Raw genomic sequence first — 26,960 nt, 5'->3', positions numbered from 1 at the left:
TGCACAGCGCCTCAACGACACCCCCAGAAAATGCCTCGACTTCCAGACCCCCGCCGAGGCATTCCTCCATGCCTCAACCGGTGCACTTCAAACGTGACTCCACATCCCCGCCTCCGCGGGGATGACGAAGAGGGAATAGGCGGGACTTAGGGCCCGACGGTTGCCCCTCCCCGTCGCCGCCTGTACCGCGCACGGCATGACCAGCATCGCCGACATCCGCGACGAATACGACTTCCTCGATCCCGACGATCGCTATCGCCTGCTGATCGATCTCGGCCGCTCGCTGGAGCCGATGCCCGAGGCGTTGAAGACCGAGGCGACCTTGGTACGCGGCTGTTCGGCGTCGGTCTGGGTCTATCCGACGCGGCGCGACGACGGCACGCTCCACTTCCTCGCCGACAGCAACGCCGCGATCACCAAGGGCATCATCGCGCTGGTGCTGCTCACCGTGCAGGATGGCACGCCGGCGGCGATCGCCGGCGCGGATATCGAGGGCGAGCTGGCGCCGTTCGATCTGAAGAACCAGCTCAGCTCGAACCGGACGCAGGGCATTCCCAACATGATCGCGCTGATCCGGGAGACCGCGGCGCGCTACGTCTGATTGCGGGCGGCGGGGGCCGGCCCCGCCGCCAGCCGCGCCGTCAGTTCGGCGACATCGGCGTCCTTCGGCACCACCAGCCACGTGCCGGGCGCGCGACCGTCGATCATCGCCACCGCATTGCGCGGGCACAGGCCGAGGCAGCGCGTCTCGACCACGCCGAGTGTCGCCTTGCGCCCCTTGCCGACGCCGAGGATCTTGCGCAGCACCTTGGCGAGCGGCGTTCGCCGCTTCTTGCCGAAGCCGCCGTCGAGCTTCTTCGAACATTTGCCGCAGACGAGGATCGCGCCCTGCCAGGCGCTGGGGACCTGCTTCAGCGGGGGCGCCACTCGCGCCGCTCCTCTGCCGCGCGCAACACCTCATAGGCGGCCTGCACCGCCTGAAAGCGGACCGCGGCATTGCTGTCGCCGGGGCGGATGTCCGGATGGTTTTCCTTGGCGAGCTTGCGCCACGCCGTCTTCACCGCATCGAAGTCCGCGTCGGTGTCGAGGCCCAGCGCCTCGAGCGCATGCATCTCGTCGCGCGAGCGACTGCCGTCGCCCGAACCGCCCCAGGCGTAATGGCTGGCATTGGCATAGCCCGATGCGGCGCTGGTTTCCGACGCCTCGCGACGCGCCGCCTCTTCCGCCGAAAGCCCCTCGAAATAATTCCAGCCGCGATTGTATTCGGCCGCGTGCGTGGCGCAGAAATACCAGCGATCCGGGCTGTTGGGAGACTTCGGCGCGGGACAATTGCCCGGTTCGTCGCAGCCGTGGCGGTCGCAGATCCGCACCGTCGTCGTCTCGCGGCCCGAGCCATAGCCGCGCCAGCGCGGAAACCCCCAATCGTTCGAACGAGATGTGCTGCGCGCCATCGGGACCACATAAGCCTTGGGCGGCGCGGCGCAACGGGGGCATGATGTCAGAGGGTCTGTAAGCCGGGTTCTGTCCACCCCCTTGCGGGGGATAGGCGACCATTCCTCTAGGACGACGCTCGCGCGCCGCCTCAAGCAACCAACCCGGGCGACGAGCTGAAACGAAGCCCATGTGCCGCCCCTATTCGGTCTTGCTCCCGGTGGGGTTTGCCGTGCCGCCCCTGTTACCAGGCGCGCGGTGCGCTCTTACCGCACCCTTTCACCGTGGCGTGGCCGAAGCCGGCGCCGTCTGCTCTCTGTGGCACTTTCCCTGGGGTCGCCCCCGCCGGGCGTTACCCGGCACCGTCGTTTCGCGGAGCCCGGACTTTCCTCGCGTATCTCAAGAGATACCCGCGGCCGCCCGACCCTCTGACGCTGGTCGCCCTAGCGCGTGAATACGCGCTAGGGAAGCGGTGCCGGCCCGCGCCCCCTCCCGGCCACCCATCAAGATACCGTGTGGGTGGCCGGGAGGGGGTGCGGGCCGGCACCGCCCTGAACGCTGCTCTACCGCAGCGTTCAGCAAAATCAGTCATCCCCCTGCGGTTTGGGAAGCAATAGCGCGAGCAGGATCATGCGGCATTCGGCGTCGATCTCGCCGTCGACCAGTTCGGGGCGGTAGCGGCGCTGGAACGCCATGATCGCCGCCATCGGATCGCTGACGTCATAGCCGAAGCGTTCGAGCGCGAGCAGGAAGCCGCCCTGTGGCCACATCGGGTCCATCAGATTGCGCGTCGGCCGCGGCAGCGCGAGGCGCAGCTTGGCGAGGCGATACCAGGGGAACAGCTCGCCGGGATCGCGCTTGCGCGCGGGTGCGATGTCCGAATGGCCGACGATATTGCCGCGGGTGATGCCGTGGCGGGCCTTGATCGCCGCGACCAGCGGGATCAGCGCGTCGATCTGCTCCTCGGTGAAGGGACGATAGCCCCATTCGTGGCCGGGATTGACGATCTCGATCCCGACGCTCGCCGAATTGATGTCGGTGATGCCGCGCCAATGCGAGCGACCGGCATGCCAGGCGCGCATCGCCTCGTCGACCAGCCGGCAGACGGTGCCGTCCTCCTCGACCAGATAATGCGCGGACACCTTCGCCTCGGGATCGCGCAGCCGTGCGAGCGCCGACGGCCCGTCCTGCATGCCGGTATAATGCAGCACGATCATGGTGATCGGCAGCGACCGCTCGTCGAAGTTCGGCGAGGGCGTCTCGAGGATTGTCATCCGCGCAGCCTAGCGAAGCCCGAACGGACGCGTAAGGGGGATCAGGCGGCGGCGCGGGCGGCGGTGCGTTGGTACAGCCCGCGCAGGGCCCGGCTCGGCTCGAACGCGCTCGTCTGGCCGATCACCGTCTCGCCCGCGCCGAGCGCCAGCGTGCCGCCCGGCCGGATCGCCGCCGCGAAGCGCGCGAACACCTCGCTCTTGGCGGCCACGGAGAGGTAGAGCAGCACGTTGCGGCACAGGATCACGTCGAACGCGCCAGGCGGCGGCGGTTCGGCGACGAGATTGTGGCGGCGCACCGTCACCAGCCGGGTCAGTTCGGGCTTGGCGACCCAGTCGCCGCCGTCGGCGTAGAACCAGCGGACCATCCGCCGGATCGGCAGGCCGCGCTGGATCTCGAATTGCGTGTAGCGGCCGGCGCGGGCGCGGGTGACCGCCGCCTCCGACACGTCGGTCGCGACGATCTCGGGCACCGCCGCGCCGCCCTCCGCCCGTTCGGCGAACAGCATCGCCAGCGACAAGGGCTCCTGCCCGGTCGAACAGCCGGCACACCAGATACGCGGCCGGCGCCCCGCCGCCTCGGCAGCGGCGACCGCCTCCAGCACCAGATCGAAGATCGGCGCGTCGCGGAAGAAGGAGGTTTCCTGATTGACCAGTGCGTTGACGATCTGGTCGCCGACCCGCGCATCCTGGCCGTCGAGCAGCAGGGTGACGAGCTGGTCCAGCGTGTCGAGCCGGCGTTCGCGCAGCAAGGGCTTGAGCGCGGTATCGATCCGCCACGAGCGATAGCTGGCGATCTGCTGGCCGGTGCGGGCCTCAAGCAAGGCGCTGAAAACGTTGAGGGCGACCTGGGAGATTGCGGGCGGAGCGGCGGGGCGCGGCGCGGCGGTCATGGCCGCCGCCGCGCCGCGGCGAGGCGGCCGATCGCGTCGGGGGGCAGCACCGCATCGGCGCTGCCGCCGTCGGCGACCGCGCCTGGCATGCCCCAGATCACCGAACTCGCCTGATCCTGCACAAGCACGCACCCGCCGGCCTGTCGAACCAGCCGTGCGCCCTCGGCGCCGTCGCGGCCCATGCCGCTCAACACCACCGCCAGCATGCGCGCGCCGAAGACCTCGGCCAGCGAGGCGAACATCGGATCGACCGAGGGCGTGCAGCCGCTCGCGGCGGCATCGTGGGTCAGGCGGATCGCCGCCGATCCGTCGCCGAGCGCCACGCAGCGCATATGCGCGTCGCCGGGCGCGACGATGATCCGGCCGGGCCGCAGCCGCAACCGGTCGATCGCGACCTCGCACGGGCGGTTGCCGATCACCGCGAGCTGCGCGGCGAAATAGGGCATGAACGATGCCGGCAGATGCTGGGTAATAAGGATCGGCAGGCGAAAGGTCGCCGGGATCTGCGCGAGCAGCGCGCTGAGCGCGTGGATGCCGCCGGTCGACGCGCCGATCGCCATCACGTCATATTCGTCGGCCGCCGGCGCGGCGCGCGGTACCGGCGTGGCTGCGGTGCGCAGCGGCACCACGGCAGGCGCCGGCCGGCCGGCGCAGGCGACGCTGGCGAGCCGGTCGAGCTTGTCGATCAGGATCTCGCCGAACTGGCCCAGCCGCTCGCCGCTTGCCGGCTTGAAGACGGTGTCGGTCGCGCCGAGCGCCAGCGCCTGAACGGTGGTCGCGGCGCCCTCGGCGGCCTGGCCGGAGACGACGAGGACGTTCGCCCCCTGCCCCGCCGCGATCAGGCCGGGCAAGGCGGTGAGGCCGTCGACGCCGGGCATCTGCACGTCGAGCAGCACGAACTGGACGCGCTCGCGGGCGAGCACCGCCGACGCCGCGGAGGCGGTGCTGACGCTGGCGACCACCACATAGCGGTCGGTCGCGGCGATGATCCGCTCCATCACCGCACGCGCCACCGCCGAATCGTCGACGATGAGCACGCGCGCGGGCGAGCGGCGGCCCGCTGCGGCGTCCGGCTGGTGGAGGGGATGGGCGGCGGTGGCCATGGCAGGGCTCCCGCCCGTCAGGCCATGCCGACGATCTGGAGCTTCGATTCGAGCGTGTCGCGGTCGAACGGCTTCATCACATATTCGTCCGCCCCCGCCTCGATCGCGGCGCGGATATAGGCCATGCCGTTCTCGGTGGTGCAGAACACCACCTTGGGGCGCGAGGCGATCGGTGCCTCGCGCAGCGCGCGCAGGAAATCCATGCCGCTCATCACCGGCATGTTCCAGTCGAGCAGGATTACGTCCGGCGGCGAGGCGAGGCAGGCGTCCAGCGCCTCACGGCCGTCGCACGCCTCCGCCACGGTGAAATCGAGCGTCTCCAAAATGTGGCGCGCGACCTTCCGGATCACCTTCGAATCGTCGACTACGAGGCACGTCTTCATGGATAAGCCTTTTTACCAGCGATGACCGCTGCTTGGCATGATGGCAGCGAAGCGTAAGCGTCGCGTTAAGCGGCCAGCACCTGTTGCGGGACGAGAGCGGCGAGATCGACGATCAGCAACGGTTCGCCGTCCCGCTCTACCAGCCCGACGCCGACCTGCGCCCAGCCGCGATCGAGCGCGAGGCCGGGCGACAGCGGCTGGCGATCGAAGACGGACACGTCCTCCAGCTCGTCGACCAGAACCGCATAATGATGGCCGTCGATCCGCGTGATCACCGCGCGCCGCGCCGAATCGGGGGTCGGATCGAGGCCGAGCGCGGTGCCGGTGTCGATGACGGTGACCACCCGGCTGCGCAGCGCGACCAGCCCGCGCACCGCCGCCTCCGCACGAGGCACCGCGACGATCTCGGCGATGTCGACCACCGAATCGACCTGGCTGGTCTCGATGGCGACGCCCCGGCCGGCGATCTGCGCGATCAGGAACAAGCCCATCAGCGGCCTCCCACGGCATGCGCCAGCGCGTCGAGCAGCGCCGGCCGGTCGTAACGATAGATACTCGCGGGATCGCCGGCATCGTGACGCTCCTGACGCAGCCGCACGACGTTGCGCGCGGCGGCAGGGGCGATCGCGACGTCGTCCATGACGAGCGCGACGTCGGCCGGGCCGTCCGGCGGCGGCTGCATCACGCAGCGATAGCCGAGCGCCTCCAGCATCGGCCGCAGGAACGTCTCCATCCAGCCGCCGGCATCGGGTTGCAGCCAGCACAGACGATCACCGGCGAGCGGTTGCAGCGCACCGGCGAACAGCGCATGCGCATCGAGCAATTCGACCTGCTCGCCGTCAATCATCACCACCCCGGCGACCGGTCCGACACCGCGCGCGGGCGCAACCTCGGTCGGCAGCTGGACGATCTCGACCGGCTCGTGGATCGCATAGGCGATCTCGGTGACGCCATCGGTCAGGCGCAGCACCGGCACGTCGCGCCGATCGCCGATCGGCGCGACGGAATAGAGCGGTACCAGACTGCCGCCGATCGCCAGCCGCAACTGGCCGCCGGTACGACGGATCGTCTCGGTCGAGACCGGCTCGACGCGGTCGATCGCGGCGAGCGGCAGCACGCGGCGCTGGCCGTCGAGATCCTCGAACATCAGCGCAAGCACGCCGGGCGCCGCCGCGGCGACCGCAACGTCCTGCTCGGCGGCGAGGCCGTGCAGGAAGCGCAGGCCGGCGACCGCGGCGATGCCGGATGCGTCGAGCAGCAGCATCGGCAGGCCCGAATCGGGCAACGTATGGCCGGCATAGACACCGGTCGCCATCACCGCCGGCGCGGCGGGCTTTACCACCAGTTCCTCGGTATCGATGACGTGATCGATCGCCAGCGCGTAATCGCCGTCGCGGGTGGAGACGATCGCCAGCGTCGTCTCGCCGCCGTCGCCGATGCCGAGCAGCCGGCCGAGCGACACCAAAGGCAGCCGCCGACCGCGCACCGTCGCCACCTCGGCATCGCCGACGGTGTCGATCCGCACCGATTCGCCGCGCACGCGCAGGATCTCGTCGACCGACTGGCGCGCGATCGCGAAGCGCTGGTCGCCGACGCCGACGACGATCGTCGACATGATCGACAGCGTCAGCGGCACCGCGATGACGATCGTCAGCCCCTGCCCCGGCCGGCTGGCGAGCTGGATACGTCCGCCGATATGTTCGATGTTGGACCGCACCACGTCCATGCCGACGCCGCGGCCGGAGATGGCGGTGACCGTGTCGCGGCTCGACAGGCCGGCGTGGAAGACGAGATCGAGCCGCGCCGAGGCGTCCATGCCGGCGAGCGCGGCATCGGTGACCAGCCCCTGCGCCCGCGCCTTGGCGGCGAGGCGGTCGACGTCGATGCCACGGCCGTCGTCGGCAATCTCGACCAGGATCTGGTTGCCCGACTGGCGCGCCGAGACGAACAGCCGGCCGATGTCGGGCTTGCCGGCGGCACGCCGCTCGGCGGGGCGCTCGATGCCGTGATCGACCGCGTTGCGGATGATATGGACCAGCGGATCGCGCATCAGCTCGATCATCTCGCGGTCGAGCTCGACGTCGGCGCCGTCGATGCTGAGCGCCACCTGCTTGCCGAGTTCGCCGGCGGTATCGCGCACCATCCGCGGCAGCGCCGAGAAGAGCGCGTCGATCCGCTGCATCCGCGTCCGCGTAACCGTGTCGCGCATGTCGGAAACGGTCAGCGACAGCCGTTCCAGGGCCGCCTCGACCAGGGGATCGACCTGTTCGTCGCGGAGCCGGCGGGCGAGTTCGTTGCGCGCCAGCACCATCTCCGACATGCCACTCATCATCCGGTCGAGCAGGTCGACGTTGAGGCGGACCGAACGGCTGCTGGCGCGGACCATCGCGGCGGGCTGGACCTGCGCGACGGGCCGTGCGTCCTCGGCGAGCGCGGCGATCAGCAGATCCTCGCTGGAATCGTCGAGCGCCGTGCCCGAATCGATCGCCTCGACCAGTTCGCCGATGCGATCGACGATCGCGAGCACCGCATCGACCAGCAACGTGTCGGGCACGCGCTTGCCGTCGCGCACCGCGGCGAGCACGTCCTCGGCGGCGTGGCTGAGCCGCGCCAGCCGCGGCAGATCGAGAAAGCCGCAGCTGCCCTTCACCGTATGGACGAAGCGGAAGATCGCATCGAGCCGCGCCCGATCGGTCGGCGCCGCCTCCCACGCGACGATCTCCCCCGAGAGCGCCTCGAGCGTCTCGCGGGTCTCGGCGATGAATTCCTGTAAAAGGTCGTCCATGGGTCCCCGGCAGTTCGTTACGGCTCATGGGGCGAGACAGGTTAAGGCGGCGTTTAGTCGTCGGGGGCGTGTATCGCGGAGGACGCGGGGCCTCGTCGAAAGTCGGCAATGTCGGCGGATCAACACAGTGTTCCTGCGAAAGCAGGAACCCAGGGGCCAAGCAGGACAACAGCTGACGGCATCCGGAACCCTGGGCTCCTGCGTTCGCAGGAGCACGGGTGGAGTTTGCCGAGGTCGCGCGGAGGCTTCACCCGAACCGATGCAATACGGCGGCGCTTACATAAAAGGCACACAGAGGCCGGTTAGCCTGCGCGGATGGGGACCATGCCAGCTCGTGATGGCCGGATGCGATCGGCGCTGGCGGCGGCAGTCTCGCCCTATCTGCTCGCGCATTTCGCCAAGAGCCAATTGTGGCATGCCAGCACCTTGCTGTTCGGCTTCTTCCTCACCGAGGCCTGCGGCCTGAACGCTTCGGCGATGAGCCTGGTGATGGCCGCGACGCTCGCGCTCAACGGCGTGGTCGATGCGGCGCTGGGGGTGCACTGGCGCGGGCGGATGAGCGGTACCGACGGCGCGGCGCGGTTGCAGCTTGGCGCCACGCCGGCGACCTGCCTGTTCTTCCTGTCGTTCTGCGCGACGCCGTTGATCGGGGCGGAACTGCGGCTGCCGTGGGCGCTGGCGACCTTGCTCGGGTTCCGCGTCGCCTATCCGTTCATCGACGTGCCGCAGAATGCGATGGTCGCGCTGGCGCCGCTCGACGAGGACGGGCGCTGCACGCTGCTCGCGCGGCGCAACGTCGCTTCGGGGCTTGCCAGCATCGCGGTCGGTGGCTGCGGCGGGCCGCTGCTGATCCACGGCCATGCCGATCTCCCGTGGCTGGCCTGGGCGACGACCCTGTCGCTGCTGGTCTGCGCGACCGGCTGGTGGCTGGCGCGCACGCCGGTCACCGGGGTCGCGGGGCCGCCGGCGCAGTGCGACGGGGACGGCGCAAAACTGCGCTTCACGACGATCCTCGCCGCGTTGACGGTAATGGTGGCGGCGGGTTCGTTGTTCCGCGCGCTCGAGCCATATTACGCCGCTTATGCCGCGGGGGGTGTCGGGCTGCTGCTGTGGGCGGGAATCGGCGGGCTCGTCAGCCAGCCGGCGTGGCTCGCCTGCCGGCGCCGGGTGCGGACCAGCGGCGCCTTGGGCGCGGCGGCGCTGGCGTTGCTGCTCGCGGCGCTGATCCTGCTCGGTCCGCTGCGGACCACGGCGGCGGGCGTGATCCTCGCCGGGCTCGGCTTCGGTGCGGGGACGAGCGGCCTGTGGCTGATGCTATGGGCGGCGATGATGCACCGCGCCGCGGCGGGCGGCGCGACTGGCTATGTCGGCGTCTTCACCTGCGTGTCGAAGCTGGCGCAGGCGGCGGCGATGCTGCTGCTCGGCCATGTCCTCGCCGGCTCCGCCTATCGCGATACGCTCGCCGATCCGCACTCGCCGCCGTCGCTGCTGATCGTCGCGGCGTTGACGACGCTGGCGGCGACGTGCGTCGCGCTCGCGCTCGCCTGCCGACACCGTGCAGCGTCCGGCGCGAGACTGCGGGCGGCGGTCAGCGGCAGCTAGGCGATTCGGTGCCGTCGGTCCCGAACCGCCAGATCGTCGTCTGCCGATAGGTCTGGCCCGGTCGCAGGATCGTCGTCGGGAATTGCGGATGATGCGGACTGTCGGAGACGTGCTGCATCTCCAGCGCGACGCCGTCGCCGGGCTGGTAGACGTGGCCGCTCGGCCCGGCGTCGCTGCCGTCGATATAGCCGCCGGTATAGACCTGCACCGACGGCTCGGTCGTCTCGATCGTCAGCGTCCGGCCCGACGCCGGATCGATCAGCCGCGCCACCGGCGCGAGCGTCCCGACGGGCTTGTCGAACAGCCAGGCGTGATTGTAGCCGCGACCCTTGAGCACCGGGCTGGCGATCCGCTCGCCGATGCGGCGCGGGCAGCGGAAGTCCATCGGCGTATCGGCGACCGGCGCCAGCGCGCCGGTCGGTATGCCGCCGGCATCGGTGACGATCGCTTGCGCCGCCTTGAGCTGCAGCCACTGGCCGAACACGCTGCCGCTGCCCTCGCCCGCGAGATTGAAATAGCTGTGGTTGGTGATGTTGAGCGCGGTCGGCCGGGTGGTGCGCGCGGTATAGTCGATGTGCAGCGCATTGTCGGCGGCGAGCCGGTAGCGCACCGTCACCGTCAGGCGGCCCGGAAAGTTCTGGAAGCCGTCGGGGCTGACCAACGTAAAGGTCGCGCGGTCGCCGCCCGATCGGCGGCTCACGCGCCAGTCCGCGGTGTCGAAGCCGAACGGGCCGCCGCCATGCAGCGCGTTGGCGCCGTCGTTGGCGACCAGGCTCACCGTCCGGCCATCGATCGCGAAGCGCGCGCCGGCGATCCGCCCGGCATAGCGCCCGATCGTCGCGCCGAACCCGTTCTTGCGGATCTTGGTCCGATAATCCGCGGCCCTGGGATAGCCGAGCACGACATTGGCGACGCGGCCGGTCCGGTCGGGCACCTCGATCGCGGTCACGATCGCACCCTGCGGGATCAGGCGGACCGCCATCCCCTTACCGCTGCGCAGCGTGATCGTCGGATCGGCCGGGGTCGGCGCGGTGGCGGCGGCGAGGAGCAGGAGAAGCATCACTGGCCGGTTCTATGGCAGTGCTTCCATCGGCGCGAGCTTCTTTTCACCTTGGTTGGCGCGCCGACGGGGTACGATTCTTGAACATCGGATACAGCCAAGGTTCAGCGCTTATGCTTAATATCGCCGCCATGATTGACTCCGATCTGCCAGCAACCGGGCCGCAAACGCCGCAGGCGACGCCCAAGATCAAAGGCGTGGCCGACGACATGGCCGCGATCTTCGGGCGCGAAGTGCGCAGCGCGCCCGCGGCACTGCCGGTCCTCGCCCACCCGGAACGACTGCGTCGCAGGCGTCGCCCGTGGCTGGCGATGCTCGCCGCCGGCGGCGTGCTGACGATGCTGACCGCGGGAATCGTCGGCGGCAGCAACGTCATGGAGGCACCAGTCGCCGTGCCGGCGAAGCGCGTCGCGACGAAGCGACCGCAACCCCTGCCGCAACCCGCCGCCGTACCGGCCGTCGCGCCGCAGCCGGTCCAGATCGCCGACGCCACTCCAGCTTTGCCGCCCTCGCCCGACGCCGGCACGGAAGACGCGCCGGTGACGCCCGAGGCCCCCGCCCCCCGTCCTTATACGCCGGCGCGGGAGATGAGTATCGACGCGCCGCCGCGCCCGGTTGCGCCCCGCGTCGAACGGCCGAGCTCTGCACCCGAGCGTGCCGCCTTACTGGCCACCGCACCGGTCCGCAGCGCCTGTTTCGACGAGGCGAGCTGCCTTGCGCCGCAATTGCGCAGCGCGGAGCGCACCGTCGCGATCGCCTACGACCAGGCGACGATGGCGCAGGTCCGTGCCGGCACGCTGCGCGATTATCGGGACGAATGGCTCCGCGCCCGCCGCGTCGCCGTCCGGCGGCCGCGCGAGGCGTTGCGCATCTATGGCATGATCGCCGCCGACCTGCGCGTCTTCGCCGAGGACGCGCCGGCGGGGGATCGCGTGGCGCTGCAATGATCGGCTTCCGGCGCGAGCGGCTCGCGCCGGCGGACGGCGTGCGGGCGGGCGTGCAGCCGCTCTATGCGATCGGCGACGTCCACGGTCGCTACGATCTGCTGCATGCGCTGCTCGCCGAGATCAACCGCGATGCGGCGGAGCGCTATCCGGGCGTGACGCCGCTGCTGGTGCTGTGCGGCGATTATGTCGATCGCGGGCCGGCGTCCGCCGAGGTGCTCGCCGCGCTGACCTGGCTGCTGCGCTCGACCGCCGTGGAAGCGCGGCTGCTCGAAGGCAATCACGAAGCGATGCTGCGCGACTTCCTCGAACGGCCGACCGATCATGGCCGCTGGCTGGCGGTCGGCGGCGCCGCGACGGTGCGATCGTACGGCGTCGACCTGCCCGAGCCGGCCGAGCTGGAACGGCCGGCGGCGCTGACCGCGCTGCGCGACAGCCTGCTCGATGCGATGCCGACCTCGCATTATCATCTGCTTCTCCGGCTCGAACTGCTGATCGAGATCGGCGATTATGCCTTCGTGCACGCCGGTGTCGTGCCCGGCGTCGCGCTGCACGCCCAGCGCCGCGACGACCTGCTGTGGATCCGCGAGGGGTTCCTCGACCATCCGAAACCCGCCGCGTCGATCATCGTCCACGGCCACACGTGGACGGGCGACCGGCCGACGGTATTGCCGCACCGTATCGGCATCGACACCGGCGCCTACAAGACCGGCGTACTCACCGCGTTGCACCTGTGCGAGGATCGCGCCGAGATCATCCAGGCGATCGACGGGAGCACCGCGCGCTGACCGGATTCAGGAATAGCGTTCCTCCGTCCAGGGATCGCCGCGCATGTGATAACCGTTGACCTCCCAGAAGCCGGGCGCGTCGGCGCCGAGGATGTCGATGGCACGCAGCCATTTGGCGCTTTTCCACAGATAGAGATGCGGGACGAGCAACCGCGCCGGGCCGCCATGCGCGCGCGTCAGCGGCGCACCGTCCCAGCTGTGCGCCACCATCGCCTGCTCCGCCGCGAAATCGGTGAGCGGCAGATTGGTGGTGTAACCGTCATAACCGTGCAGCATGACGAACGCCGCCGCGGCGCTCGGCTGCACCACGTCGAGCAGGTCGCGCGTCGCGACGCCGGCCCATTCATTGTCGTAGCGCGACCAGGTCGTGACGCAGTGGATGTCCGACCGGTCCTGCGTCTGCGGCAGAGCCATGAACGCCGCCCAATCGAGCGTCACCGGCCGCTCGACCAGGCCGCCGATACGCAATTCCCACCGGTCGGTGGCGATATCCGGCTGGCGACCGAGATCGAGCACCGGCCAGTCGCGCACCAGATGCTGCCCGGGCGGCAAGCGCTCGTCCTCGGGTCGCGCGCCATGGCCGGTCAGGAACTTGTGCTCGCTCGCCCAGCGCCGCTTCGAGCGGGTCAGCTTGCTGTCGGGCGGCGTCGCATCGTCGGTCATGTCGATCTCCGTTCTGCCGTACATCCCGCATCATCGCCCCCGATGGCAAGCGGGATGACGGGCAGGTGAATTCCGCGTCACGATGACGCCTCGGGGGCACGGCGAGGTTGAACGCGGCGGGTCGGCGACCGATCTCCTCCGCCGTTCACCGCGAGGACGAAACATGACACCCGACGAACGCACCCTTCTGACGAATTTCCTCAACGAGCTGGTCGCGACGCGCGGCGTCGCCAAGGACAATGAGGCGGACGCGCTGATCCGGCAGGCGCTCGCCGCCAATCCCGACGCGGGCTACGTGCTGGTCCAGCATGCGATCGTCGCCGACCAGTCGCTGCACGCCGCGCAGGGCCGGATCGCGGAGCTGGAGCGGCAGGTCGCCCCGCCGGCACCATCACCCAGCTTTTTGCCGACCGACCGCGGACCATGGGGCGGGTCGCAACCCGCTTATGCGCCCCCGGCACCGGGGGCGCGGCCCGGCATCCTGTCGGGGGGCGGCGGCCTCGGCAGTTTCCTGCGGTCGGCCGGCACCACGGCGGCGGGCGTCGCCGGCGGCGAGATGCTGTTCAGCGGGCTTTCCGACCTGTTCGGCGGCCACCACGGCGGTGGCTTCGGCGGCGGTGGCCAGGGCTTTCTCGGCGCGCCAGAAGAGAATGTCGTGATCAACAATTACGGCGACGACGACGACAACAACGACAGCAGCGACTGGTAGGTGCCGGCGCGGGCCGTGCCGCGCCGGACCATCGTCACTTCCCGCTCGGCGTGGCCCGCATGCTGGTGTAGCGAAGCGCACGACACCGCCCCTGTGGGCGACCGATCGAGGCAGACGCATGGCCCGCAAGCACGGCAAATTCCGGTACGACGACGACCTCCCCGCCGAGGAGGAGGCGGCACCCGTGCCCCCCTGCTGGCTGTGCGGCCGGCCGACGGGCAAGACGATCGTCTGGCATCATCCGGTGCCCAAGAGCCGCGGCGGGCGCGACGTCGTGCCGATGCATCCGATCTGCCAGCAGACGGTGACCGCCAATTTCACCAATTCCGAGTTGCAGCGCCACGGCATGAACGCCGAGGGGCTGCTCGCCGACCCGGCGACGCGCAAGTTCGTCGACTGGGTGGCGAACAAGGACCCGGACTTTACCGCCACCATCACCAAGAAGCAGCGCTGACCCGGCGTCTATCGTGACGCGAGCGGGACCCCCTGCCGCGCCGGCAGCTCGGCGATGTCGGACGAATCCGACCAGATATTGATCCCGCCATCGACCGCGGCCGCGTCGATCGCGGCGAGTTCGTCCGCCGAGAATACCGGATTGTTCAGCGCGTTCAGCGAATCGTCGAGCTGGGCGACCGATCGCGCGCCGATCAGTGCGGAGGTGACGCGGGGATCGCGCAGTACCCAGGCGATCGCCATCTGCGCCAGCGTCTGGCCCCGTGCCCGCGCGATCCCGTCGAGCGCGCGGATCGCCGCCACGTTCGCCTCGCTGAGCAAGGTCTGCGACAGCGAACCGTCGCGACTGGCCCGCGCATCCCGCGGCACGCCATCGAGGTATTTTGCGGTGAGCATACCTTGTGCGAGCGGCGAAAAGGCGATGCAGCCGGTACCCAGATCCGCCAGCGTCGCGAGCAGCTCGCGTTCGATCCAGCGGTTGAGGATCGAGTAGCTCGGCTGGTGGATGAACAATGGCACCTTCTCCTCGGCGAGGATCGCCGCCGCCTGCCGGGTCAGCCCCGGCTCGTAGGAGGAGATGCCGACGTACAGCGCCTTGCCCTGGCGGTGGAGCTGCACCAGCGCGCCCATCGTCTCCTCCAGCGGCGTCGTCGCATCGACGCGGTGGGAGTAGAAGATGTCGACGTAATCGACGCCCATGCGCTTGAGGCTCTGGTCGCAACTGGCGATCAGATACTTTTTCGAGGAGCCGATGTCGCCATAGGGACCGGGCCACATGTCCCACCCCGCCTTGGTCGACAGGATCAGCTCGTCGCGATGCGCCCTGAAGTCGGTCGCGAGGACGCGGCCGAAATTCTCTTCGGCCGATCCGTAGGGTGGGCCGTAATTGTTAGCGAGGTCGAAATGGGTGACGCCGCGATCGAAGGCGCGACGCAGCACCGCGCGGCCGGTCTCGAAGACGTCGGTGCCGCCGAAATTCTGCCACAGCCCGAGGCTGATCGCCGGCAGGCGCAAGCCGCTGCGACCGGTGCGGCGATAGGACATGCCGGCATCGTAGCGGCCGGCAGCGGCGGTATAGGGTTCGGGAAAGGCCATGAAAAATCCTCGATCACGCAGCTGGGGAGACAGCGACCAAAGCCATCGCCCGGGCAAAAGGTTGCCGGATCGCCAACGACTACATCGCCAGCGGCTTGTCGTAGCCGGTCAGTTCCAGATAGCCGCGCCCGCCGGGCGTGCGCACCGCCCCCTCCCAATAGACCGGCAGGCCGCCGCGCCGCGCGTCGAGTTCCTGCGCGGCGAACAGCGGCGTCAGCCGGTGCGTCGTGACCTTGCCGTCAATGCGGATGCTGAGATCCTGCATCACCGGATAGACCGCCCCGGTGGCGCGGCTGCGCCAGGTGGCGACCGGCCGGAAGGCGACGTCCCCCGGCGCCAGCACCGTCGTCCGCCCATCGGGCCGGCGCAAGGATCCGCCCGTCCAGAGCGTCCCGCCGCCCTTGCGCCGAATGCGGAACGCCATCAGCGCCGATCCGTCGTCGAGGTTGAGGCCGGTCCAGTCCCAGCCCTGCGCCGCGGGGGCGAGATAGTTGGACGACCATTCGCGATCGAGCCACGCCTCGCCGGTCACCGCGACCGTGCGCCCACCGATCTGCACCTGCCCGGCGACCCGCAGATGCGGGATCGAATAATAATAGCTCGCCTCGTCGGGGCGTGGCCCCTTGCGGCTGTAGCCGCCGCGTCCCTGCGGCAGCGGCGGCTGCGTCGGCCGGAACGCCAGTGCCAGCCGGAAGCCGTCCGCCGTCACCGCGGTCTGCCAGCGCCCGTCGGAGGCGCGCCGCAACCGCCAGTCGCGGATCGCCACGTCGGCGTCGCCGGTCCGCGCCGCGGCGAGGCCGAAGCCCTGCCGCGCGGAGCGCTCGCCGTGCAGCAGCCGCCCGGTGGCCGGATCGGACAGCGCGGCATGCGCGAACAGCACCTGCCCGGCGGCGAACCGGCTGGGGTTGCGCGGATCGACCGGCGGACGCGTGCGGAAGAAGGTGACTTGGAAGCCGAGGTCGCGTCCCTCCGCGGTCTTCAGCCAGCCGGTGACGTACCACCATTCGGTCCGGAACGCGGGGTGCGCGCCATGATCGGCGGGAAAGCGCAGCACGATGCCGGGTCGCACCTGCGGATAGGGCGCCGCCGCCGGGGCCGCCACCGCGACCGCCGCCAGCCAGCCCGTCATCAACGCCAGCGGCTTCATCACCAATCCTCCCGTACCGAGGTGATCGCGCTACGTGCCGTCGCGCGCCGCCCGGCGAGCACCGCCGTCACCGCCGCCGCCCCGGTCAGCGCCGCGGCGACGCCGACCAGCGTGCCGAACGGGATGCGGGTCGTCATCGTCCAGTTGAACGACTGCGGATTGATGACGTGGATCAGCACCTGCGCCAGCAGCAGGCCGAGGCCGATGCCGGCGAGCGCCCCGGTCAAGCCGACGATCGCGCCCTCGATCCCGAGCATCGCGGTCAACTGGCGGCGCGTCAGGCCGAGGTGGCGGAGCATGCCGAATTCGCGCTCGCGGGCGATCGTCTGTGCCGACATCGTCGCCGCCACCCCCGCCAGCCCGACGAAGATCGCCACCGCCTCGAGCAGATAGGTCACCGCAAAGCTGCGGTCGAACAGCGTCAGCGCCAATTGCCGCAACGTCGCCGGCCGGGTGATCTCGACCTGCCCGCGCAAGCTCGCGGGCAGCCGTGCGGTGAGCGCGGCGGCGACGCGGCCGGCGTCCTGCCCCGGCGTCAGCATCACCGATATCTCGTCGCGGCCCTCGTCGCCGGTCAGCCGCTGATAGTCGCGCTCGTCGACCAGCACCGCGCCCGCCTGCCGTCCATAGTCGCGCCAGACGCCAGCGACGACGAAGCGGGTGCGGCCGGCGATCGGCAGTTCGATCGTCTCACCGGGATCCCAGCCGTACAAACGCTGCGCCGGCTCCGACACCCAGACCGGCAAGGCACCGCGCGGCAGCGATGGCGCACGGTCGATCAGCACCAGCAGCGGATCGCGACCGCCCCGCTCGGGCCGCGCGATCAGGCTGACCGGTGGGCGGTCGGCGGCAATCGTCAGCGGCAATTGCCGGCTGAATGCCACCGTCGCGATGCCCGGCGTCGCCGCCAGCCGCGCGCGCGTCGCCGGATCGAACGACGCCCCCGCGGTGGTGCGCGCGTAGAGATCGGCGCCGAGCACGTCGCCGAGCCAATCGTCCACCGCGCCGCGGAAGCTCGTCACCATCGTCGCCATCGCGATCATCAGCGCGGTCGACGCGACGATGCCGCACAGCGCGGTCGCCGCCTCGCCCGGCGCGCCATGCAGGTGCCGCACTGCCAGCAGGCGCGGCACGTCGCCACCGCCGCGACGCGCGAGCGGCGCCAGCAAGGTCCGGGCGAACCACGGCACGCCCGCCACCCCGCCCGCCAGCATCAGCGCCATGCCGACGAAGCCGAACAGCGGCAGGCCGGCGACCGCGGGTAGCAGCGCCGCCGCCGCGCCGGCGGCGAGCAGGGTCGCGGCGGGCCACCAGGCGACCGGCCGGCGCGGATCGAGCACGTCGCCGGCGTTCTTCAGCGCCGCCGCCGGCGCCGCCCGCGCCGCGACGCGCGCCGGCAGGGCGCTGCCGAGGATCGCCGCGGCCAGACCGAGCGCGAAGAAGCCGAACGCCGCCGCGGGCTGGAAAACGACCTGCGCACGACCGCCACCGAAATAGCCCGCGCCGAGATCGCCGCCGAACCAGTGCAGCGCCGCCCAGGCGAGGCCGTAGCCGGCGAGCAGACCCGCGGCGGCCCCGACCAGCCCGATCGCGACGCCCTCCACCACCACCGCGGCGATCACCCCGCCGCGCGGCATGCCGAGTGTCCGCAGCAAGGCGAAGGCGCGCTGCCGGCGAACCACCGACAAAGATTGCGCCGAATAGACGAGGAAACCGCCGGTCAGCAGCGCGACCAGCGCCAGCATGTCGAGATTGACGCGATAGGCGCGCGACAGCGCATCGCCCTGCGCGTTCTGCGACGCCGGAGAGGACAGCACGGCATCGGCGGGCAGCAGCGCGCGCAGCGCCGGCTCGGCCGCGTCGCGATCGGACATGGCGAGATCGAGCCGGTCGATCCGCCCCAGCCGGCCGAACCGCCATTGCGCCGCGGCGATGTCGATCACGCCGACCGCGGTCTCGTCCGCACCCGGCAGCGTCCCCGCGATCCGCAGCGGTACCGTCCGGCCATTGGCGGTCGCCTGCACGATTTCCCCGACCCGCGCCTTCGTCTGCGCGAGCGCGCGGCGGGAGAGGAACAGCGCCGCCTCGTCGAACACGCCGTCGTTGCCGGTATCGGGGCCGGCGGGGCGGATGCGGATCAGCGACGGCGTCACCGCCGCGGCGCGGATCACGTCGATGCCGAGCAGCGTCAGGCGCGTGCCGCCGATCCGCGCGTCGAGGCTGACGACCGGGCTGGCATCGGCGACGCCGCGCGCCGTCGCCACGCGCGGATACAGCGCCTCGTCGAAGCCGAGCGGACTGGTCGCGCGCACCGACAGTTCGGCTGCGCCGCTGATGCCGCGCATCGCGCCGTCGAACGACGCCAGCGCCGATCCGTTGACGAGATGCACCGCGAACCCCAGCGCGACGCCGACCGCGATCGCCACCGCCGTGGTCAGGAAGCGCGCCGGATGGAACCGCCACTCGCCGCCGATCAGCCAGCCGAGCGCCAGCCGTCCCCGGATCAGCCCGGCGCGCTCAGCCACGCCGATCGACCAGTCCGTCCGCGCCGAGCGTCAGCACGCGGTCGGCGATCGCCGCGCTCGCCTCGGAATGCGTCACCATCACGCCGGCGGCGCCATGACCGCGCACCGCGGTGGCGAACAGCGCCAGTACCCGCGCCGCGGTATCGGGGTCGAGATTGCCCGTCGGTTCGTCGGCGAGGATCAGCGACGGGCGATGGACCAGCGCCCGCGCGATCGCGACCCGCTGCAACTCGCCGCCCGACAGGTCGCGGGCATAGCCGGCGCCGCGCCCGTCCAGCCCGACCGCATCGAGCATCGCATCGGCCCGCCGGTCGGCCTCCGCCGCGTCCGGCGAGACCAGCGCCAGCGGCAAGGCGACATTCTGCCGCAGCGTCAGATAGGGCAGGATATGGAAGGCCTGGAAGACGAAGCCGATCCGCTCGCGGCGCAGCCGCGTGCGCGCCGCCTCGTCGAGCGTGCCGAGATGGATGCCGTCGATCGCGACTTTGCCCTCGTCGGCGCCGTCGAGCCCGGCGAGGATGTTGAGCAGCGTCGACTTGCCGACGCCGGATTCGCCGATGACCGCAACCAATTCCCCCGCCGCGACCGACAGGTCGAGATTGCGGAACAGCCGTCGCGGTCCGGGCACCGATTTGCCGAGCGCGCGCACCGCGAGCAACGGCCGCTCGCCGTCTCCATCACTCGTCCCAGCGTCCATGCTCATCGTCCCGCCCCCCGCTGCGCGCACCGCAGGCTGCGCCGGCACCTAGTCGGTACATCTGGTCGCCCATTCGGTTCCCGCCGCTGTCGGGCGCGCAACGCGAAGGTATTGCGAACCCGCAAGTAACGCAGGTCGCAGGCGATGATGAGGCTCGGCCGGTTTCCCCGCCAGATCCGTCACCCCGGAACCAGTCCGGGGTGACGGAGTGGGCTTGGATAGCGCCGGGCCCATGTGAACGGCCATACGCGATAGCGCCGCGATGTACCCCGGCAGAGGTCGCCCTCTTCAGCGTTCCCGTGGAGGCGGAACCTTGGCAAACCCAAGCCAGTGCTCCCGCGAAGGCGGGAGCCCAGGGCCAAGCAAAACAACATCCTATAGCGTGCGTGACTCCTGGGCTCCCGCCTGCGCGGGAGCACTGATCGTGTTTTTGGAGGTTTCACCCCACGGCAGGTAACACACCAATTTTGCAAGAGGTCTCGCAACGCGGCGCTTGCACTCCACCGGCAACCTCCCGCACCACAAGCGTATGGTCAGCACCGCCCCCGCCCCGTGAACCGGCATCATACCCCACGGCCGGCGCTGGCACCCGGGCGGATGGCCGCACCGGCGGCCCTGCGCCCGGTGCGCCCGCGCTTCTATCGCGCCGGGCGGCTCGGCCCGCTCACCACGCTGGCGATCCGCGCCGCCGCCGTGCTGCTGCTCGTCGGCATCGCGCTCGGCGGTCACTGGATCGACCGGGCGGGCCTGCGCGACAATACCGACGGCGCGGTCAGCTTCCTAGACATCGTCTATTTCACCGTCATCACCGTGACGACGGTCGGCTATGGCGACATCGTCCCGGTCAGCGATTCGGCGCGGATGTTCGATACGTTCGTCGTCACGCCGATCCGCATCTTCGTGTTCCTCATCTTCCTGGGAAGCGCCTACAGCTTCATGCTGCGGCAGGGATGGGAGCGGTGGCGTATGGGACTGGTCAGGCACGAACTGAAGGATCACGTCATCGTCTGCGGCTTCGGCCGCTCGGGCTCGGCGGCGGTCGGCGAATTGATCGAACGCGGCCATCAGCCGGAGCGGATCGTCGTGGTCGACGCCAACGCCGACCGGCTGCGCCTCGCCGAGGCATGGGGCGTCGCCACCGTCGAAGGCGATGCGACCCACAACAAGGTGCTCGAAACCGCCAAGGTCGGTGCCGCGCGCAACGTCATCATCTGCCCCGGCCGCGACGACACCGCGGTGCTGATCATCCTCACCTGCCGTCGCCTCGCGCCGCATGCCGGCATCGCCGTCTCGATCGCGGCGATCGAGAACGAGTTGCTGGCGCGCGACGCCGGTGCCAGCATCATCGTCAACCCGGTGAGCTTCGGCGGCCAGTTGCTCGCGCAATGCACCGCCGGCCCGCACGTCGCCGACTATGTCGCCGACCTCGTCACCCGCGGCGGCCAGATCGAATTGCGCGAACGCCCGGTTCGCGCCGACGAGATCGGCACCGCGCCGCGCGACGGCACCCACGGCCAGATCGTCCGCATCTATCGCGACGACCGGGCGATCGGCGTCCTGCAACCCGAGGCGCGCGAGCTGCGCGCCGGCGACTGGGTGATCGAGCTGGTCGAGGCCGCCGATGCGACCAAGATCTGAACCGCGGCGATGCAGGAGCTGACCCTCGCCGTCGTCGGCATCGACTTCGCCAATGCCGACGGCAGCAACCGCCGCTCCGAAACGATGATGACGCTGCCCGGCGAGCCGGTCGCCCTGGTGCCGGAACCGAAGAACAAGCACGACGGCAATGCCATTGCGGTCATCGGCCCGCGCGGCGTGCAGCTCGGCTATCTCAGCGCCGAGCGGGCGCCTTATGTCGGCATGCGCCTGAATCGCGGCGAAGCGGCGGCGGCGATCTTCCAGGGCATGGACGGCAATGCGGCCTATATCCGGCTGCGCTTCGGCGGCGGCCAGCCGACCTTGCCGACGCCATCCGCGCCGGCGCGACGGTCCGCACCTTATGACCCCGACGCCTTCTATCCCGATGACGACGGGCCGGAATGGGGCGCCTGACCGCCTAGCGCAGGCCGAAACCGGCGGCGCTGCTCTCGCCGTCATCGGTCCGCTCGCGTCCGGCGAGGATATTCTCCAGTTCGGCGAGCGTATGCGGCACGTCGAGATGCTGCGCCCCCAGGAACAGGCGGCTGCCCTCGCCCTCTGGCACTGCATGGGTCAGTTTGTCGATATCGACCAGCGCCTTGCCCGTGGGCAGTATCTCGATCTGAACGAACCGCATCGTCTTCTCCCAGTCGCACCGCATCGGCGCGTCGGCAGGAAACGAACCACCGCCGCGAAAGACGCGTGGGCGGAAACCGTCATCGGGCGTTATAGCCGTCCGACCGTGCAGGAGCCTCCATGCCAAGACCCGAAATCCTCCGACCGCGCCATGCCGGCGAGCCGCGCTGATCCATGGCAGAAGTGGTAATCAGCCCGAGCGGGCCCGGCGCGATGGAAGCCGGCCTGATGATCGACGAGACCGGCACCCGCTTCGTGGTGCTGACCTTCAACGAGCCCGATGCCGATCCGGTGCTCGTCACCTTCACGGTGCCGATCTTCCAGGATTACGTCCGCCATCTCGTCAAGACCGCCGAGGCGGCGGCAGACGAGCTCAACTGGGTGGTGCCGGACTGATCCGCCACGCCGCCGACCGCCCGTGTCTGTCCGAGGAGACCAAAGATCGCCCATGCCAGCAACGTCGTCTATTGCGACGGCCCCAACAGCCCGCATGCCTTCGACATCATCGCACTGCAGCCGCGCAACGGCACGCTCGATGCGAAATGCCCGATCTGCCACGGCTACGGCCAGTGGAACGTCGAGATCGACCTGGTCAGCTTCCGCTGCAAGCGCGCGATCTGCGACACCTGTCACGGCGCCGGCTGGATCGAGACGGGCAACGACCCCGTCGGCCATGCCGACATCGTCATGGCACCCGACGGCTATCCGCAATGGGTGGTCACCTTCGACCGCCCGCAGGAAGCCGGACCGGCACCGAGCGACCCCGCCGCACCGCTGTCGCCGGAATGATGCTGGAACTCTGCGAATGCCGTCATCAGCGGCATGCCGACCATGGCCGGTTGCGCTGCTGGTGACCCCTACGGGAATCGAACCCGTGCTTCTGGATAGGAGAACTGGAGAAGCTCCCGCGGCGATTCGTCGAGCTACTCTATGAACGCACGGGGTGGCCGTTCCAGACGACGGCCGCGTTACAGGAGCGCCTGCGCGCGCTGATGGCGAAGGAGGCGGTCCAGCAGGTGCACGCGGACCTCGTCGCGCGCGAGGTGATTGGCGAGGGCTCGACCTTCACCTTCCACGGGCTGCGCAAGAACGCCTGCTGCTACCTGCTCGAACGCGGCCTTAATGACAGCGAGGTCGGCGAGGTACTGGGCATGTCTCCCGAAATGGTGAGACATTATGGAAAACGTGCAAGAGCGTTGATGATAGCTCGGGGAGCGGCCGTACGGATGACGTCAGGCGTTATGATCCCGCTACGACAGCAGAATCAAGCATCTGCTCACGCGAGCTTTAAACCTTCCACTGCCACACGGCCTTCGGAAAAGAAATCGTAAAGTCTGCTAACGCGGCGCTCGGTTGCAAGCAGTACTTTTGCTGTCACAATTGCATCCTCACCTGCCATTCGCTTCAAGGTGCTGTATGCAGTTGCGCCGAGAACCTTGCCTAAGTCTTTCCCTCTCGACTCAACTTCCTTCAAAACACTATCGGTAGCAAAGTCACCCCGCTTGCGAGCGCCAAGCAGCTTGAATTCTTGAAGATAGCTCCAAAGGTGGTCATAGGCCTCCATAATAGCTCGGCGGTTACGCCCGAAGTGATCTACCAAGCTGATCAACTTTTCAAAGGCTTCCGCTTCACCCACGACATCCATGTATCCGGGGGATGCCCATTGGATCGCCTTGATGTCGGGACGAGCATCTTCACCACCAGCTTTTGCCAGCGATCGGAAAAAACCGACGTAGCTTCCGCCACCTTCCCATGGTTTTACAAAAGCTTTTACAATATCGCGCTTCTTCTCAACCGGTGTATTGGCATCCGCAAATTCTTCAACACCTTGCGAAAAGGCATAGAGATCGGAAATTTGAGCATGAAACCTGCTGAACTCCCGCATGTCCCATTCGCCATTAACTAGAAAGCGTTGGACATCGCGTGGCGCAGTCGGGAAGGCCTCATACTCTTCTGAGTGGTCCCGAGCAAAGAACCCATGACCTGGCACATACATGCTGATCCGCTTCTGCGTTAGCTCGACATTGCGGAGCTTTACCTTAACTGGGTCAAGGCTCGGCAAATCAAAATGATACCAAGTCCACCGGTCAGGCCGCAGAAACAAGAAACGAAGATCGAACTTTCCCCGCAGATAATTTCTGAACTGCGCTACGCTAACCTTAGCTCCGAAATATCCCGAACCGTCGATGTTACTCGCAGAAACAGCGATGACTTTGCTAAATTTATTGAAATCGAGAACGACCACTTCGGGTTCCGAAGACCAGAAAAGCACTTGCTCAAAGATGGCCCAACCATCAGCAGTCGTGGCACTTTTCTCAACCACCGTCGTCATTGCGAGAAGTCCTTGAGCTCAACGACATGTACGCTGACGTTCGTTCCGGCGGCCGGCCAAAAGTCGACATGGCTTCCTTTAGTGATGTGCGCGCCCGCATCGTCGGGGATCTGGAGGCGCACAGCATGCGTACAATGCTGCAAGTTCTTCAACTGCATCTGCGCCACTGGATTCCTCGTGAGCGACAAAGAGGCCCACCGGCACTCGAGCTTGGGAGACGGGCATTTTGGCTCCCCACGCTGCGCATGCGATTTCCAATCGTAAGATGATGGCTTCTCGCCTTCGATGACACGCCAAACATCGCGAAGTGCATGGGTCTGATGGGGCACCGGTGGGCAGCTGAGCGGCAGATCGGAGAACTTCATACAGCAACAGACTGGAGGAACAAGATTAACAAAAGCAAGCTCAATCGTGAAAAACGTCGGACCAACGAAGCTCGACCGTACGAGACTGATAAAGCCGCAAAGAAGACCGGGGGCAAACTAGAGCCGGCACCGGGGGCAACTGGTCACCAACGGCAAGCCAAGAATGGCTATTTTCTGCCGTTGGTGACCCCTACGGGAATCGAACCCGTGCTTCAGCCGTGAAAGGGCCGCGTCCTAACCGCTAGACGAAGGGGCCAGCGAGGGGTGCTGCTAGAGGGGGGTCGGCGATCGGTCAAGGGGTTGTGATGCATCAATTCGCCCAGGCGGCGTCTTCCAGGTGCATTTCCGCGGCCGGGCGGCTGCCCCAATCGTCGATCCTGGCGCGGCCGGCGAGCCATAGCCGGCGGTGCGGCGCGGCGGCGAGCAGCGCCTGCCCCAGTGCGGTGTCGGCGGCGCGGAACGCCACCGCCTTGAAGCTGCGGCCGTCGTCGCCCGCCACCACCGCACGGACGTGGCCGTTGCCGACGATGTCCGCCTTGATGATCCGCACCGGCCCGGCGGCGATCCGCGGCGCCGGCCAGCCCATGCCGTACGGTCCGCCGACATCGAGCGATTCGACCAGCAGCGGGTTGATCCCGCCGGGCGCGAGCACCGCGTCGACCAGCAACGCCCGCTCACCGATCGCGCGGTCGACGCCGGCGGCCAGCCGCACTTCGAGGAAATCGGCGAAGGCGGCGATGCCGTCGGCGGCGATCGTCAGCCCCGCCGCCATCGCATGGCCGCCGCCGGCGACGAGCAGGCCCTGCTCCTTCGCCGCGAGCACCGCCGCGCCGAGATCGACCCCGGCGATCGACCGGCCCGAGCCCTTGCCGAGCCCGTCCTCGCCGATCGCGATGACGATCGCCGGCCGGCCGAACTTCTCCTTCAGCCGTCCGGCGACGATGCCGATCACGCCGGGATGCCAGCCCTCGCCGGCGACGACGACGACGCGGCGGCCGTTGTTGGCGAGCAGCTCGGCGGCTTGCTGCACCCCCGCCTCGATCAGACGGCGCTCCTCGTTGAGCCGGTCGAGTTCCTCGGCGATCGTACGCGCCTCGTCGGGATCGCGGGTGGTGAGCAGCCGCACGCCTAGATCCGCGCGGCCCACCCGCCCACCGGCGTTGATCCGCGGCCCGAGCGCGAAGCCGAGGTCGCTGCACGTCGGCGCGCGGGTCAGCCGCGACGCCTCGATCAGCGCGGCGAGGCCGATATTGCGGCGCTGCGCCATCACCTTCAGCCCCTGAGCGACGAAGGCGCGGTTGAGGCCACGCAGCTGCGCGACGTCGGCGACGGTGCCGAGCGCGACGATGTCGAGATGGTGAATCAGATTGGGCTTGGGCCGATCGGCGAAGAAGCCGCGTGCCTCCAGCGTGCGCAGCAGCGCTGCGGCGAGCAGGAAGCAGACGCCGACCGCGGCGAGATGGCCGTGCGCCGCGCCTTCGTCCTCGTCGAGCCGGTTGGGATTGACCAGCGCATGCGCCAGCGGCAGCGCGGCGGCGCATTTGTGGTGGTCGACGACGACAACGTCGACCGGGTGCGCGTGCGCCATCGCCAGCGCCTCGAACGCCTGTGCGCCGCAATCGACGGTGACGATCAGCGACGCCCCCTCCCCCGCGAGCCGGACCAGCGCGTCGCCCGACGGGCCATAGCCTTCGAGCAACCGGTCGGGGATGTATGGCCGCGCCTCGAGCCCGAGATCGCGCAGCACGAGGATCATCAGCGCCGCCGAGGTCGCGCCGTCGACATCGTAATCGCCGAACACCGCGACGCTCTCGCCCGCCTGCACCGCATCGGCGAGGCGGATCGCGGCGCGGTCCATGTCGCGGAACACCGACGGGTCGGGCATGAAGGCGCGGATCGACGGCGCGCGATGCTGGTCGAGCGTCTCGCGCTCGGCGCCACGCGCGAGCAGCAATTGCGTGACGAGATCGTCGGCACCGAAACCGTCGCGCGCGTCGGCGGCGAGGCTGCGCCAATGCCAGGGCTGGCCGAGAATCGAATGCGATACGCCGAGAACGGGGGTCATGGGTGTCGAGGGGTTCCGGGAAAGGTGCCACGATCAGGCACCCTCATGCCTTAGGGCAGAACGGACGTTATCGTAACCATATTGCCCGAGGTACCTCTAGCTATTTGCTTCCTCGCTCGCATGCGCGTTTCGGAACCACCAGACCCAAAGCAGCGTCAGCGCCGATAGCGTCCCGATCGCCCGGACGAGCAAGGGCATCGCCGCCCAGGGCGGCGCCGACCCGCTATACCGGGCGAGGGCATAGCCGATCGCCAAGGTGAAGGCGCCGAACCGCGCCGGAGCGAGCGGCGCCAACCACCGTATTCCCCAGAAGGCCACCGCGGCGACCAATAGCGTCGAACCGAAGGCGTTCAGCAGGTGCGACAGCAAATCCAT

General features: G+C 69.2%; 29 protein-coding genes, 1 tRNA gene and 1 other RNA gene. 9 read left to right on the top strand and 22 right to left on the bottom strand.

What is annotated here, in order from left to right:
- Positions 1-196 precede the first annotated feature (196 nt).
- Positions 197-601 carry a SufE family protein gene (locus FFS23_RS13800; RefSeq protein ID WP_137899046.1) on the top strand — a complete coding sequence of 135 codons (405 nt, stop codon included), beginning with the start codon at positions 197-199 and terminating at the stop codon, positions 599-601.
- On the opposite strand, the gene FFS23_RS13795 is transcribed toward FFS23_RS13800, so the two are convergent.
- The 9 genes from FFS23_RS13795 to FFS23_RS13755 all read right to left on the bottom strand — a co-directional run bounded on the left by FFS23_RS13795 (position 592) and on the right by FFS23_RS13755 (position 7,866).
- Positions 592-927 (bottom strand): NADH-quinone oxidoreductase subunit NuoE family protein, encoded by a 336-nt coding sequence (locus tag FFS23_RS13795; RefSeq protein ID WP_137899045.1) that lies wholly within the window; start codon positions 925-927, stop codon positions 592-594. The two genes, FFS23_RS13800 and FFS23_RS13795, sit on opposite strands and share 10 nt — an antisense overlap.
- Complete coding sequence (locus FFS23_RS13790) at positions 912-1,451, bottom strand: J domain-containing protein (protein ID WP_038666657.1); 540 nt, start codon at positions 1,449-1,451, stop codon at positions 912-914. The genes FFS23_RS13795 and FFS23_RS13790 overlap by 16 nt, the downstream gene beginning before the upstream one ends.
- Positions 1,452-1,494: 43 nt before the next feature.
- Positions 1,495-1,863, bottom strand: an RNA gene (gene rnpB / locus FFS23_RS13785) — RNase P RNA component class A.
- A 152-nt stretch (positions 1,864-2,015) separates the two neighbouring features.
- Complete coding sequence (locus FFS23_RS13780; protein WP_137899044.1) at positions 2,016-2,705, bottom strand: N-acetylmuramoyl-L-alanine amidase; 690 nt, start codon at positions 2,703-2,705, stop codon at positions 2,016-2,018.
- 41 nt (positions 2,706-2,746) lie between these two features.
- Positions 2,747-3,595 carry a CheR family methyltransferase gene (locus FFS23_RS13775; protein WP_081974355.1) on the bottom strand — a complete coding sequence of 283 codons (849 nt, stop codon included), beginning with the start codon at positions 3,593-3,595 and terminating at the stop codon, positions 2,747-2,749.
- A complete protein-coding gene (gene cheB, locus FFS23_RS13770) occupies positions 3,592-4,698 on the bottom strand; it encodes a chemotaxis-specific protein-glutamate methyltransferase CheB (RefSeq protein ID WP_137899043.1) in 1,107 nt (368 codons plus the stop codon). Before cheB ends, FFS23_RS13775 begins: the two co-directional genes overlap by 4 nt.
- A gap of 17 nt (positions 4,699-4,715) precedes the next feature.
- Positions 4,716-5,081, bottom strand: a complete 366-nt coding sequence (locus FFS23_RS13765) for a response regulator (RefSeq protein WP_038660946.1) — start codon at positions 5,079-5,081, stop codon at positions 4,716-4,718.
- A gap of 65 nt (positions 5,082-5,146) precedes the next feature.
- Positions 5,147-5,572 carry a chemotaxis protein CheW gene (locus tag FFS23_RS13760; protein WP_038660950.1) on the bottom strand — a complete coding sequence of 142 codons (426 nt, stop codon included), beginning with the start codon at positions 5,570-5,572 and terminating at the stop codon, positions 5,147-5,149.
- Positions 5,572-7,866, bottom strand: coding sequence for a chemotaxis protein CheA (locus FFS23_RS13755; RefSeq protein WP_137899042.1), 2,295 nt, complete (start codon positions 7,864-7,866; stop codon positions 5,572-5,574). The genes FFS23_RS13760 and FFS23_RS13755 overlap by 1 nt, the downstream gene beginning before the upstream one ends.
- A 324-nt stretch (positions 7,867-8,190) precedes the next feature.
- Here FFS23_RS13755 and FFS23_RS13750 point away from each other — a divergent pair, with 324 nt between their 5' ends.
- Positions 8,191-9,468 (top strand): MFS transporter, encoded by a 1,278-nt coding sequence (locus FFS23_RS13750; protein ID WP_171009495.1) that lies wholly within the window; start codon positions 8,191-8,193, stop codon positions 9,466-9,468.
- Here FFS23_RS13750 and FFS23_RS13745 read toward each other — a convergent pair.
- Positions 9,455-10,528: an aldose epimerase family protein gene (locus FFS23_RS13745; RefSeq protein ID WP_137899040.1), complete on the bottom strand. Its 1,074-nt coding sequence runs from the start codon at positions 10,526-10,528 to the stop codon at positions 9,455-9,457. The two genes, FFS23_RS13750 and FFS23_RS13745, sit on opposite strands and share 14 nt — an antisense overlap.
- Positions 10,529-10,659: 131 nt before the next feature.
- Between FFS23_RS13745 and FFS23_RS13740 the strand changes: the two genes are divergently transcribed.
- A complete protein-coding gene (locus FFS23_RS13740; RefSeq protein ID WP_137899039.1) occupies positions 10,660-11,475 on the top strand; it encodes a hypothetical protein in 816 nt (271 codons plus the stop codon).
- Positions 11,472-12,260, top strand: coding sequence for a metallophosphoesterase (locus tag FFS23_RS13735; protein WP_137899038.1), 789 nt, complete (start codon positions 11,472-11,474; stop codon positions 12,258-12,260). The genes FFS23_RS13740 and FFS23_RS13735 overlap by 4 nt, the downstream gene beginning before the upstream one ends.
- A gap of 6 nt (positions 12,261-12,266) precedes the next feature.
- Here the strand turns inward: FFS23_RS13735 and FFS23_RS13730 are convergent, their stop codons facing one another.
- The gene (locus tag FFS23_RS13730) at positions 12,267-12,923 is read right to left on the bottom strand and encodes a sulfite oxidase-like oxidoreductase (protein ID WP_137899037.1); all 657 of its coding nucleotides are present in this window, start codon (positions 12,921-12,923) and stop codon (positions 12,267-12,269) included.
- Between the two features lie 163 nt (positions 12,924-13,086).
- Between FFS23_RS13730 and FFS23_RS13725 the strand changes: the two genes are divergently transcribed.
- On the top strand, positions 13,087-13,632 hold the full coding sequence (locus FFS23_RS13725) for a DUF2076 domain-containing protein (protein WP_171009494.1): 546 nt from the start codon (positions 13,087-13,089) through the stop codon (positions 13,630-13,632).
- 118 nt (positions 13,633-13,750) lie between these two features.
- On the top strand, positions 13,751-14,086 hold the full coding sequence (locus FFS23_RS13720; protein WP_038660960.1) for a hypothetical protein: 336 nt from the start codon (positions 13,751-13,753) through the stop codon (positions 14,084-14,086).
- Between the two features lie 8 nt (positions 14,087-14,094).
- Here the strand turns inward: FFS23_RS13720 and mgrA are convergent, their stop codons facing one another.
- The 4 genes from mgrA to FFS23_RS13700 form a co-directional block, all read right to left on the bottom strand.
- Positions 14,095-15,180 carry an L-glyceraldehyde 3-phosphate reductase gene (gene mgrA, locus FFS23_RS13715; protein WP_137899035.1) on the bottom strand — a complete coding sequence of 362 codons (1,086 nt, stop codon included), beginning with the start codon at positions 15,178-15,180 and terminating at the stop codon, positions 14,095-14,097.
- Positions 15,181-15,259: 79 nt separating this feature from the next.
- On the bottom strand, positions 15,260-16,327 hold the full coding sequence (locus tag FFS23_RS13710; protein ID WP_137899034.1) for a lipocalin-like domain-containing protein: 1,068 nt from the start codon (positions 16,325-16,327) through the stop codon (positions 15,260-15,262).
- The gene (locus FFS23_RS13705; RefSeq protein ID WP_171009493.1) at positions 16,327-18,852 is read right to left on the bottom strand and encodes an FtsX-like permease family protein; all 2,526 of its coding nucleotides are present in this window, start codon (positions 18,850-18,852) and stop codon (positions 16,327-16,329) included. Before FFS23_RS13705 ends, FFS23_RS13710 begins: the two co-directional genes overlap by 1 nt.
- On the bottom strand, positions 18,845-19,555 hold the full coding sequence (locus FFS23_RS13700) for an ABC transporter ATP-binding protein (RefSeq protein WP_249340683.1): 711 nt from the start codon (positions 19,553-19,555) through the stop codon (positions 18,845-18,847). Before FFS23_RS13700 ends, FFS23_RS13705 begins: the two co-directional genes overlap by 8 nt.
- 546 nt (positions 19,556-20,101) lie before the next feature.
- Between FFS23_RS13700 and FFS23_RS13695 the strand changes: the two genes are divergently transcribed.
- Positions 20,102-21,187 carry a potassium channel family protein gene (locus FFS23_RS13695; protein WP_249340682.1) on the top strand — a complete coding sequence of 362 codons (1,086 nt, stop codon included), beginning with the start codon at positions 20,102-20,104 and terminating at the stop codon, positions 21,185-21,187.
- Between the two features lie 9 nt (positions 21,188-21,196).
- Positions 21,197-21,601, top strand: coding sequence for an HIRAN domain-containing protein (locus tag FFS23_RS13690; protein ID WP_137899031.1), 405 nt, complete (start codon positions 21,197-21,199; stop codon positions 21,599-21,601).
- Between the two features lie 4 nt (positions 21,602-21,605).
- Here the strand turns inward: FFS23_RS13690 and FFS23_RS13685 are convergent, their stop codons facing one another.
- Positions 21,606-21,824: a hypothetical protein gene (locus FFS23_RS13685; protein WP_137899030.1), complete on the bottom strand. Its 219-nt coding sequence runs from the start codon at positions 21,822-21,824 to the stop codon at positions 21,606-21,608.
- 173 nt (positions 21,825-21,997) lie between these two features.
- On the opposite strand from FFS23_RS13685, the gene FFS23_RS13680 reads away from it, so the two are divergent.
- Positions 21,998-22,219 (top strand): hypothetical protein, encoded by a 222-nt coding sequence (locus tag FFS23_RS13680; RefSeq protein ID WP_137899029.1) that lies wholly within the window; start codon positions 21,998-22,000, stop codon positions 22,217-22,219.
- 572 nt (positions 22,220-22,791) lie between these two features.
- On the opposite strand, the gene FFS23_RS20140 is transcribed toward FFS23_RS13680, so the two are convergent.
- The 6 genes from FFS23_RS20140 to FFS23_RS13650 form a co-directional block, all read right to left on the bottom strand.
- Positions 22,792-22,998, bottom strand: a complete 207-nt coding sequence (locus FFS23_RS20140) for a hypothetical protein (protein WP_171009492.1) — start codon at positions 22,996-22,998, stop codon at positions 22,792-22,794.
- Between the two features lie 101 nt (positions 22,999-23,099).
- Complete coding sequence (locus FFS23_RS13665) at positions 23,100-24,155, bottom strand: hypothetical protein (RefSeq protein WP_137899028.1); 1,056 nt, start codon at positions 24,153-24,155, stop codon at positions 23,100-23,102.
- Positions 24,152-24,322 carry a hypothetical protein gene (locus FFS23_RS20135; protein WP_171009491.1) on the bottom strand — a complete coding sequence of 57 codons (171 nt, stop codon included), beginning with the start codon at positions 24,320-24,322 and terminating at the stop codon, positions 24,152-24,154. The genes FFS23_RS13665 and FFS23_RS20135 overlap by 4 nt, the downstream gene beginning before the upstream one ends.
- Positions 24,323-24,701: 379 nt before the next feature.
- Positions 24,702-24,776: transfer RNA gene (locus FFS23_RS13660), tRNA-Glu, on the bottom strand.
- Positions 24,777-24,830: 54 nt separating this feature from the next.
- Positions 24,831-26,585 (bottom strand): single-stranded-DNA-specific exonuclease RecJ, encoded by a 1,755-nt coding sequence (recJ, locus tag FFS23_RS13655; protein ID WP_137899027.1) that lies wholly within the window; start codon positions 26,583-26,585, stop codon positions 24,831-24,833.
- A 96-nt stretch (positions 26,586-26,681) separates the two neighbouring features.
- Positions 26,682-26,960 carry a hypothetical protein gene (locus FFS23_RS13650; RefSeq protein ID WP_137899026.1) on the bottom strand — a complete coding sequence of 93 codons (279 nt, stop codon included), beginning with the start codon at positions 26,958-26,960 and terminating at the stop codon, positions 26,682-26,684.

It is taken from the genome of Sphingomonas sp. 2SG (assembly GCF_005503285.1).
In the GTDB taxonomy this organism is placed as follows: domain Bacteria; phylum Pseudomonadota; class Alphaproteobacteria; order Sphingomonadales; family Sphingomonadaceae; genus Sphingomonas; species Sphingomonas taxi.
This window is presented reverse-complemented; position numbering and strand designations above follow the sequence as displayed.

Excerpts from the sequence above, each read along its gene's own strand:
- FFS23_RS13800 (WP_137899046.1), top strand. The coding sequence starts at position 197 with ATGACCAGCATCGCCGACATCCGCGACGAATACGACTTCCTCGATCCC.
- FFS23_RS13790 (WP_038666657.1), bottom strand. The coding sequence starts at position 1,451 with ATGGCGCGCAGCACATCTCGTTCGAACGATTGGGGGTTTCCGCGCTGG.
- FFS23_RS13780 (WP_137899044.1), bottom strand. The coding sequence starts at position 2,705 with ATGACAATCCTCGAGACGCCCTCGCCGAACTTCGACGAGCGGTCGCTG.
- FFS23_RS13775 (WP_081974355.1), bottom strand. The coding sequence starts at position 3,595 with ATGACCGCCGCGCCGCGCCCCGCCGCTCCGCCCGCAATCTCCCAGGTC.
- cheB (WP_137899043.1), bottom strand. The coding sequence starts at position 4,698 with ATGGCCACCGCCGCCCATCCCCTCCACCAGCCGGACGCCGCAGCGGGC.
- FFS23_RS13765 (WP_038660946.1), bottom strand. The coding sequence starts at position 5,081 with ATGAAGACGTGCCTCGTAGTCGACGATTCGAAGGTGATCCGGAAGGTC.
- FFS23_RS13760 (WP_038660950.1), bottom strand. The coding sequence starts at position 5,572 with ATGGGCTTGTTCCTGATCGCGCAGATCGCCGGCCGGGGCGTCGCCATC.
- FFS23_RS13755 (WP_137899042.1), bottom strand. The coding sequence starts at position 7,866 with ATGGACGACCTTTTACAGGAATTCATCGCCGAGACCCGCGAGACGCTC.
- FFS23_RS13750 (WP_171009495.1), top strand. The coding sequence starts at position 8,191 with ATGCCAGCTCGTGATGGCCGGATGCGATCGGCGCTGGCGGCGGCAGTC.
- FFS23_RS13745 (WP_137899040.1), bottom strand. The coding sequence starts at position 10,528 with ATGCTTCTCCTGCTCCTCGCCGCCGCCACCGCGCCGACCCCGGCCGAT.
- FFS23_RS13740 (WP_137899039.1), top strand. The coding sequence starts at position 10,660 with ATGATTGACTCCGATCTGCCAGCAACCGGGCCGCAAACGCCGCAGGCG.
- FFS23_RS13735 (WP_137899038.1), top strand. The coding sequence starts at position 11,472 with ATGATCGGCTTCCGGCGCGAGCGGCTCGCGCCGGCGGACGGCGTGCGG.
- FFS23_RS13730 (WP_137899037.1), bottom strand. The coding sequence starts at position 12,923 with ATGACCGACGATGCGACGCCGCCCGACAGCAAGCTGACCCGCTCGAAG.
- FFS23_RS13725 (WP_171009494.1), top strand. The coding sequence starts at position 13,087 with ATGACACCCGACGAACGCACCCTTCTGACGAATTTCCTCAACGAGCTG.
- FFS23_RS13720 (WP_038660960.1), top strand. The coding sequence starts at position 13,751 with ATGGCCCGCAAGCACGGCAAATTCCGGTACGACGACGACCTCCCCGCC.
- mgrA (WP_137899035.1), bottom strand. The coding sequence starts at position 15,180 with ATGGCCTTTCCCGAACCCTATACCGCCGCTGCCGGCCGCTACGATGCC.
- FFS23_RS13710 (WP_137899034.1), bottom strand. The coding sequence starts at position 16,327 with ATGAAGCCGCTGGCGTTGATGACGGGCTGGCTGGCGGCGGTCGCGGTG.
- FFS23_RS13700 (WP_249340683.1), bottom strand. The coding sequence starts at position 19,555 with ATGAGCATGGACGCTGGGACGAGTGATGGAGACGGCGAGCGGCCGTTG.
- FFS23_RS13690 (WP_137899031.1), top strand. The coding sequence starts at position 21,197 with ATGCAGGAGCTGACCCTCGCCGTCGTCGGCATCGACTTCGCCAATGCC.
- FFS23_RS13685 (WP_137899030.1), bottom strand. The coding sequence starts at position 21,824 with ATGCGGTTCGTTCAGATCGAGATACTGCCCACGGGCAAGGCGCTGGTC.
- FFS23_RS13680 (WP_137899029.1), top strand. The coding sequence starts at position 21,998 with ATGGCAGAAGTGGTAATCAGCCCGAGCGGGCCCGGCGCGATGGAAGCC.
- FFS23_RS20140 (WP_171009492.1), bottom strand. The coding sequence starts at position 22,998 with ATGTCTCACCATTTCGGGAGACATGCCCAGTACCTCGCCGACCTCGCT.
- FFS23_RS13665 (WP_137899028.1), bottom strand. The coding sequence starts at position 24,155 with ATGACGACGGTGGTTGAGAAAAGTGCCACGACTGCTGATGGTTGGGCC.
- recJ (WP_137899027.1), bottom strand. The coding sequence starts at position 26,585 with ATGACCCCCGTTCTCGGCGTATCGCATTCGATTCTCGGCCAGCCCTGG.
- FFS23_RS13650 (WP_137899026.1), bottom strand. The coding sequence starts at position 26,960 with ATGGATTTGCTGTCGCACCTGCTGAACGCCTTCGGTTCGACGCTATTG.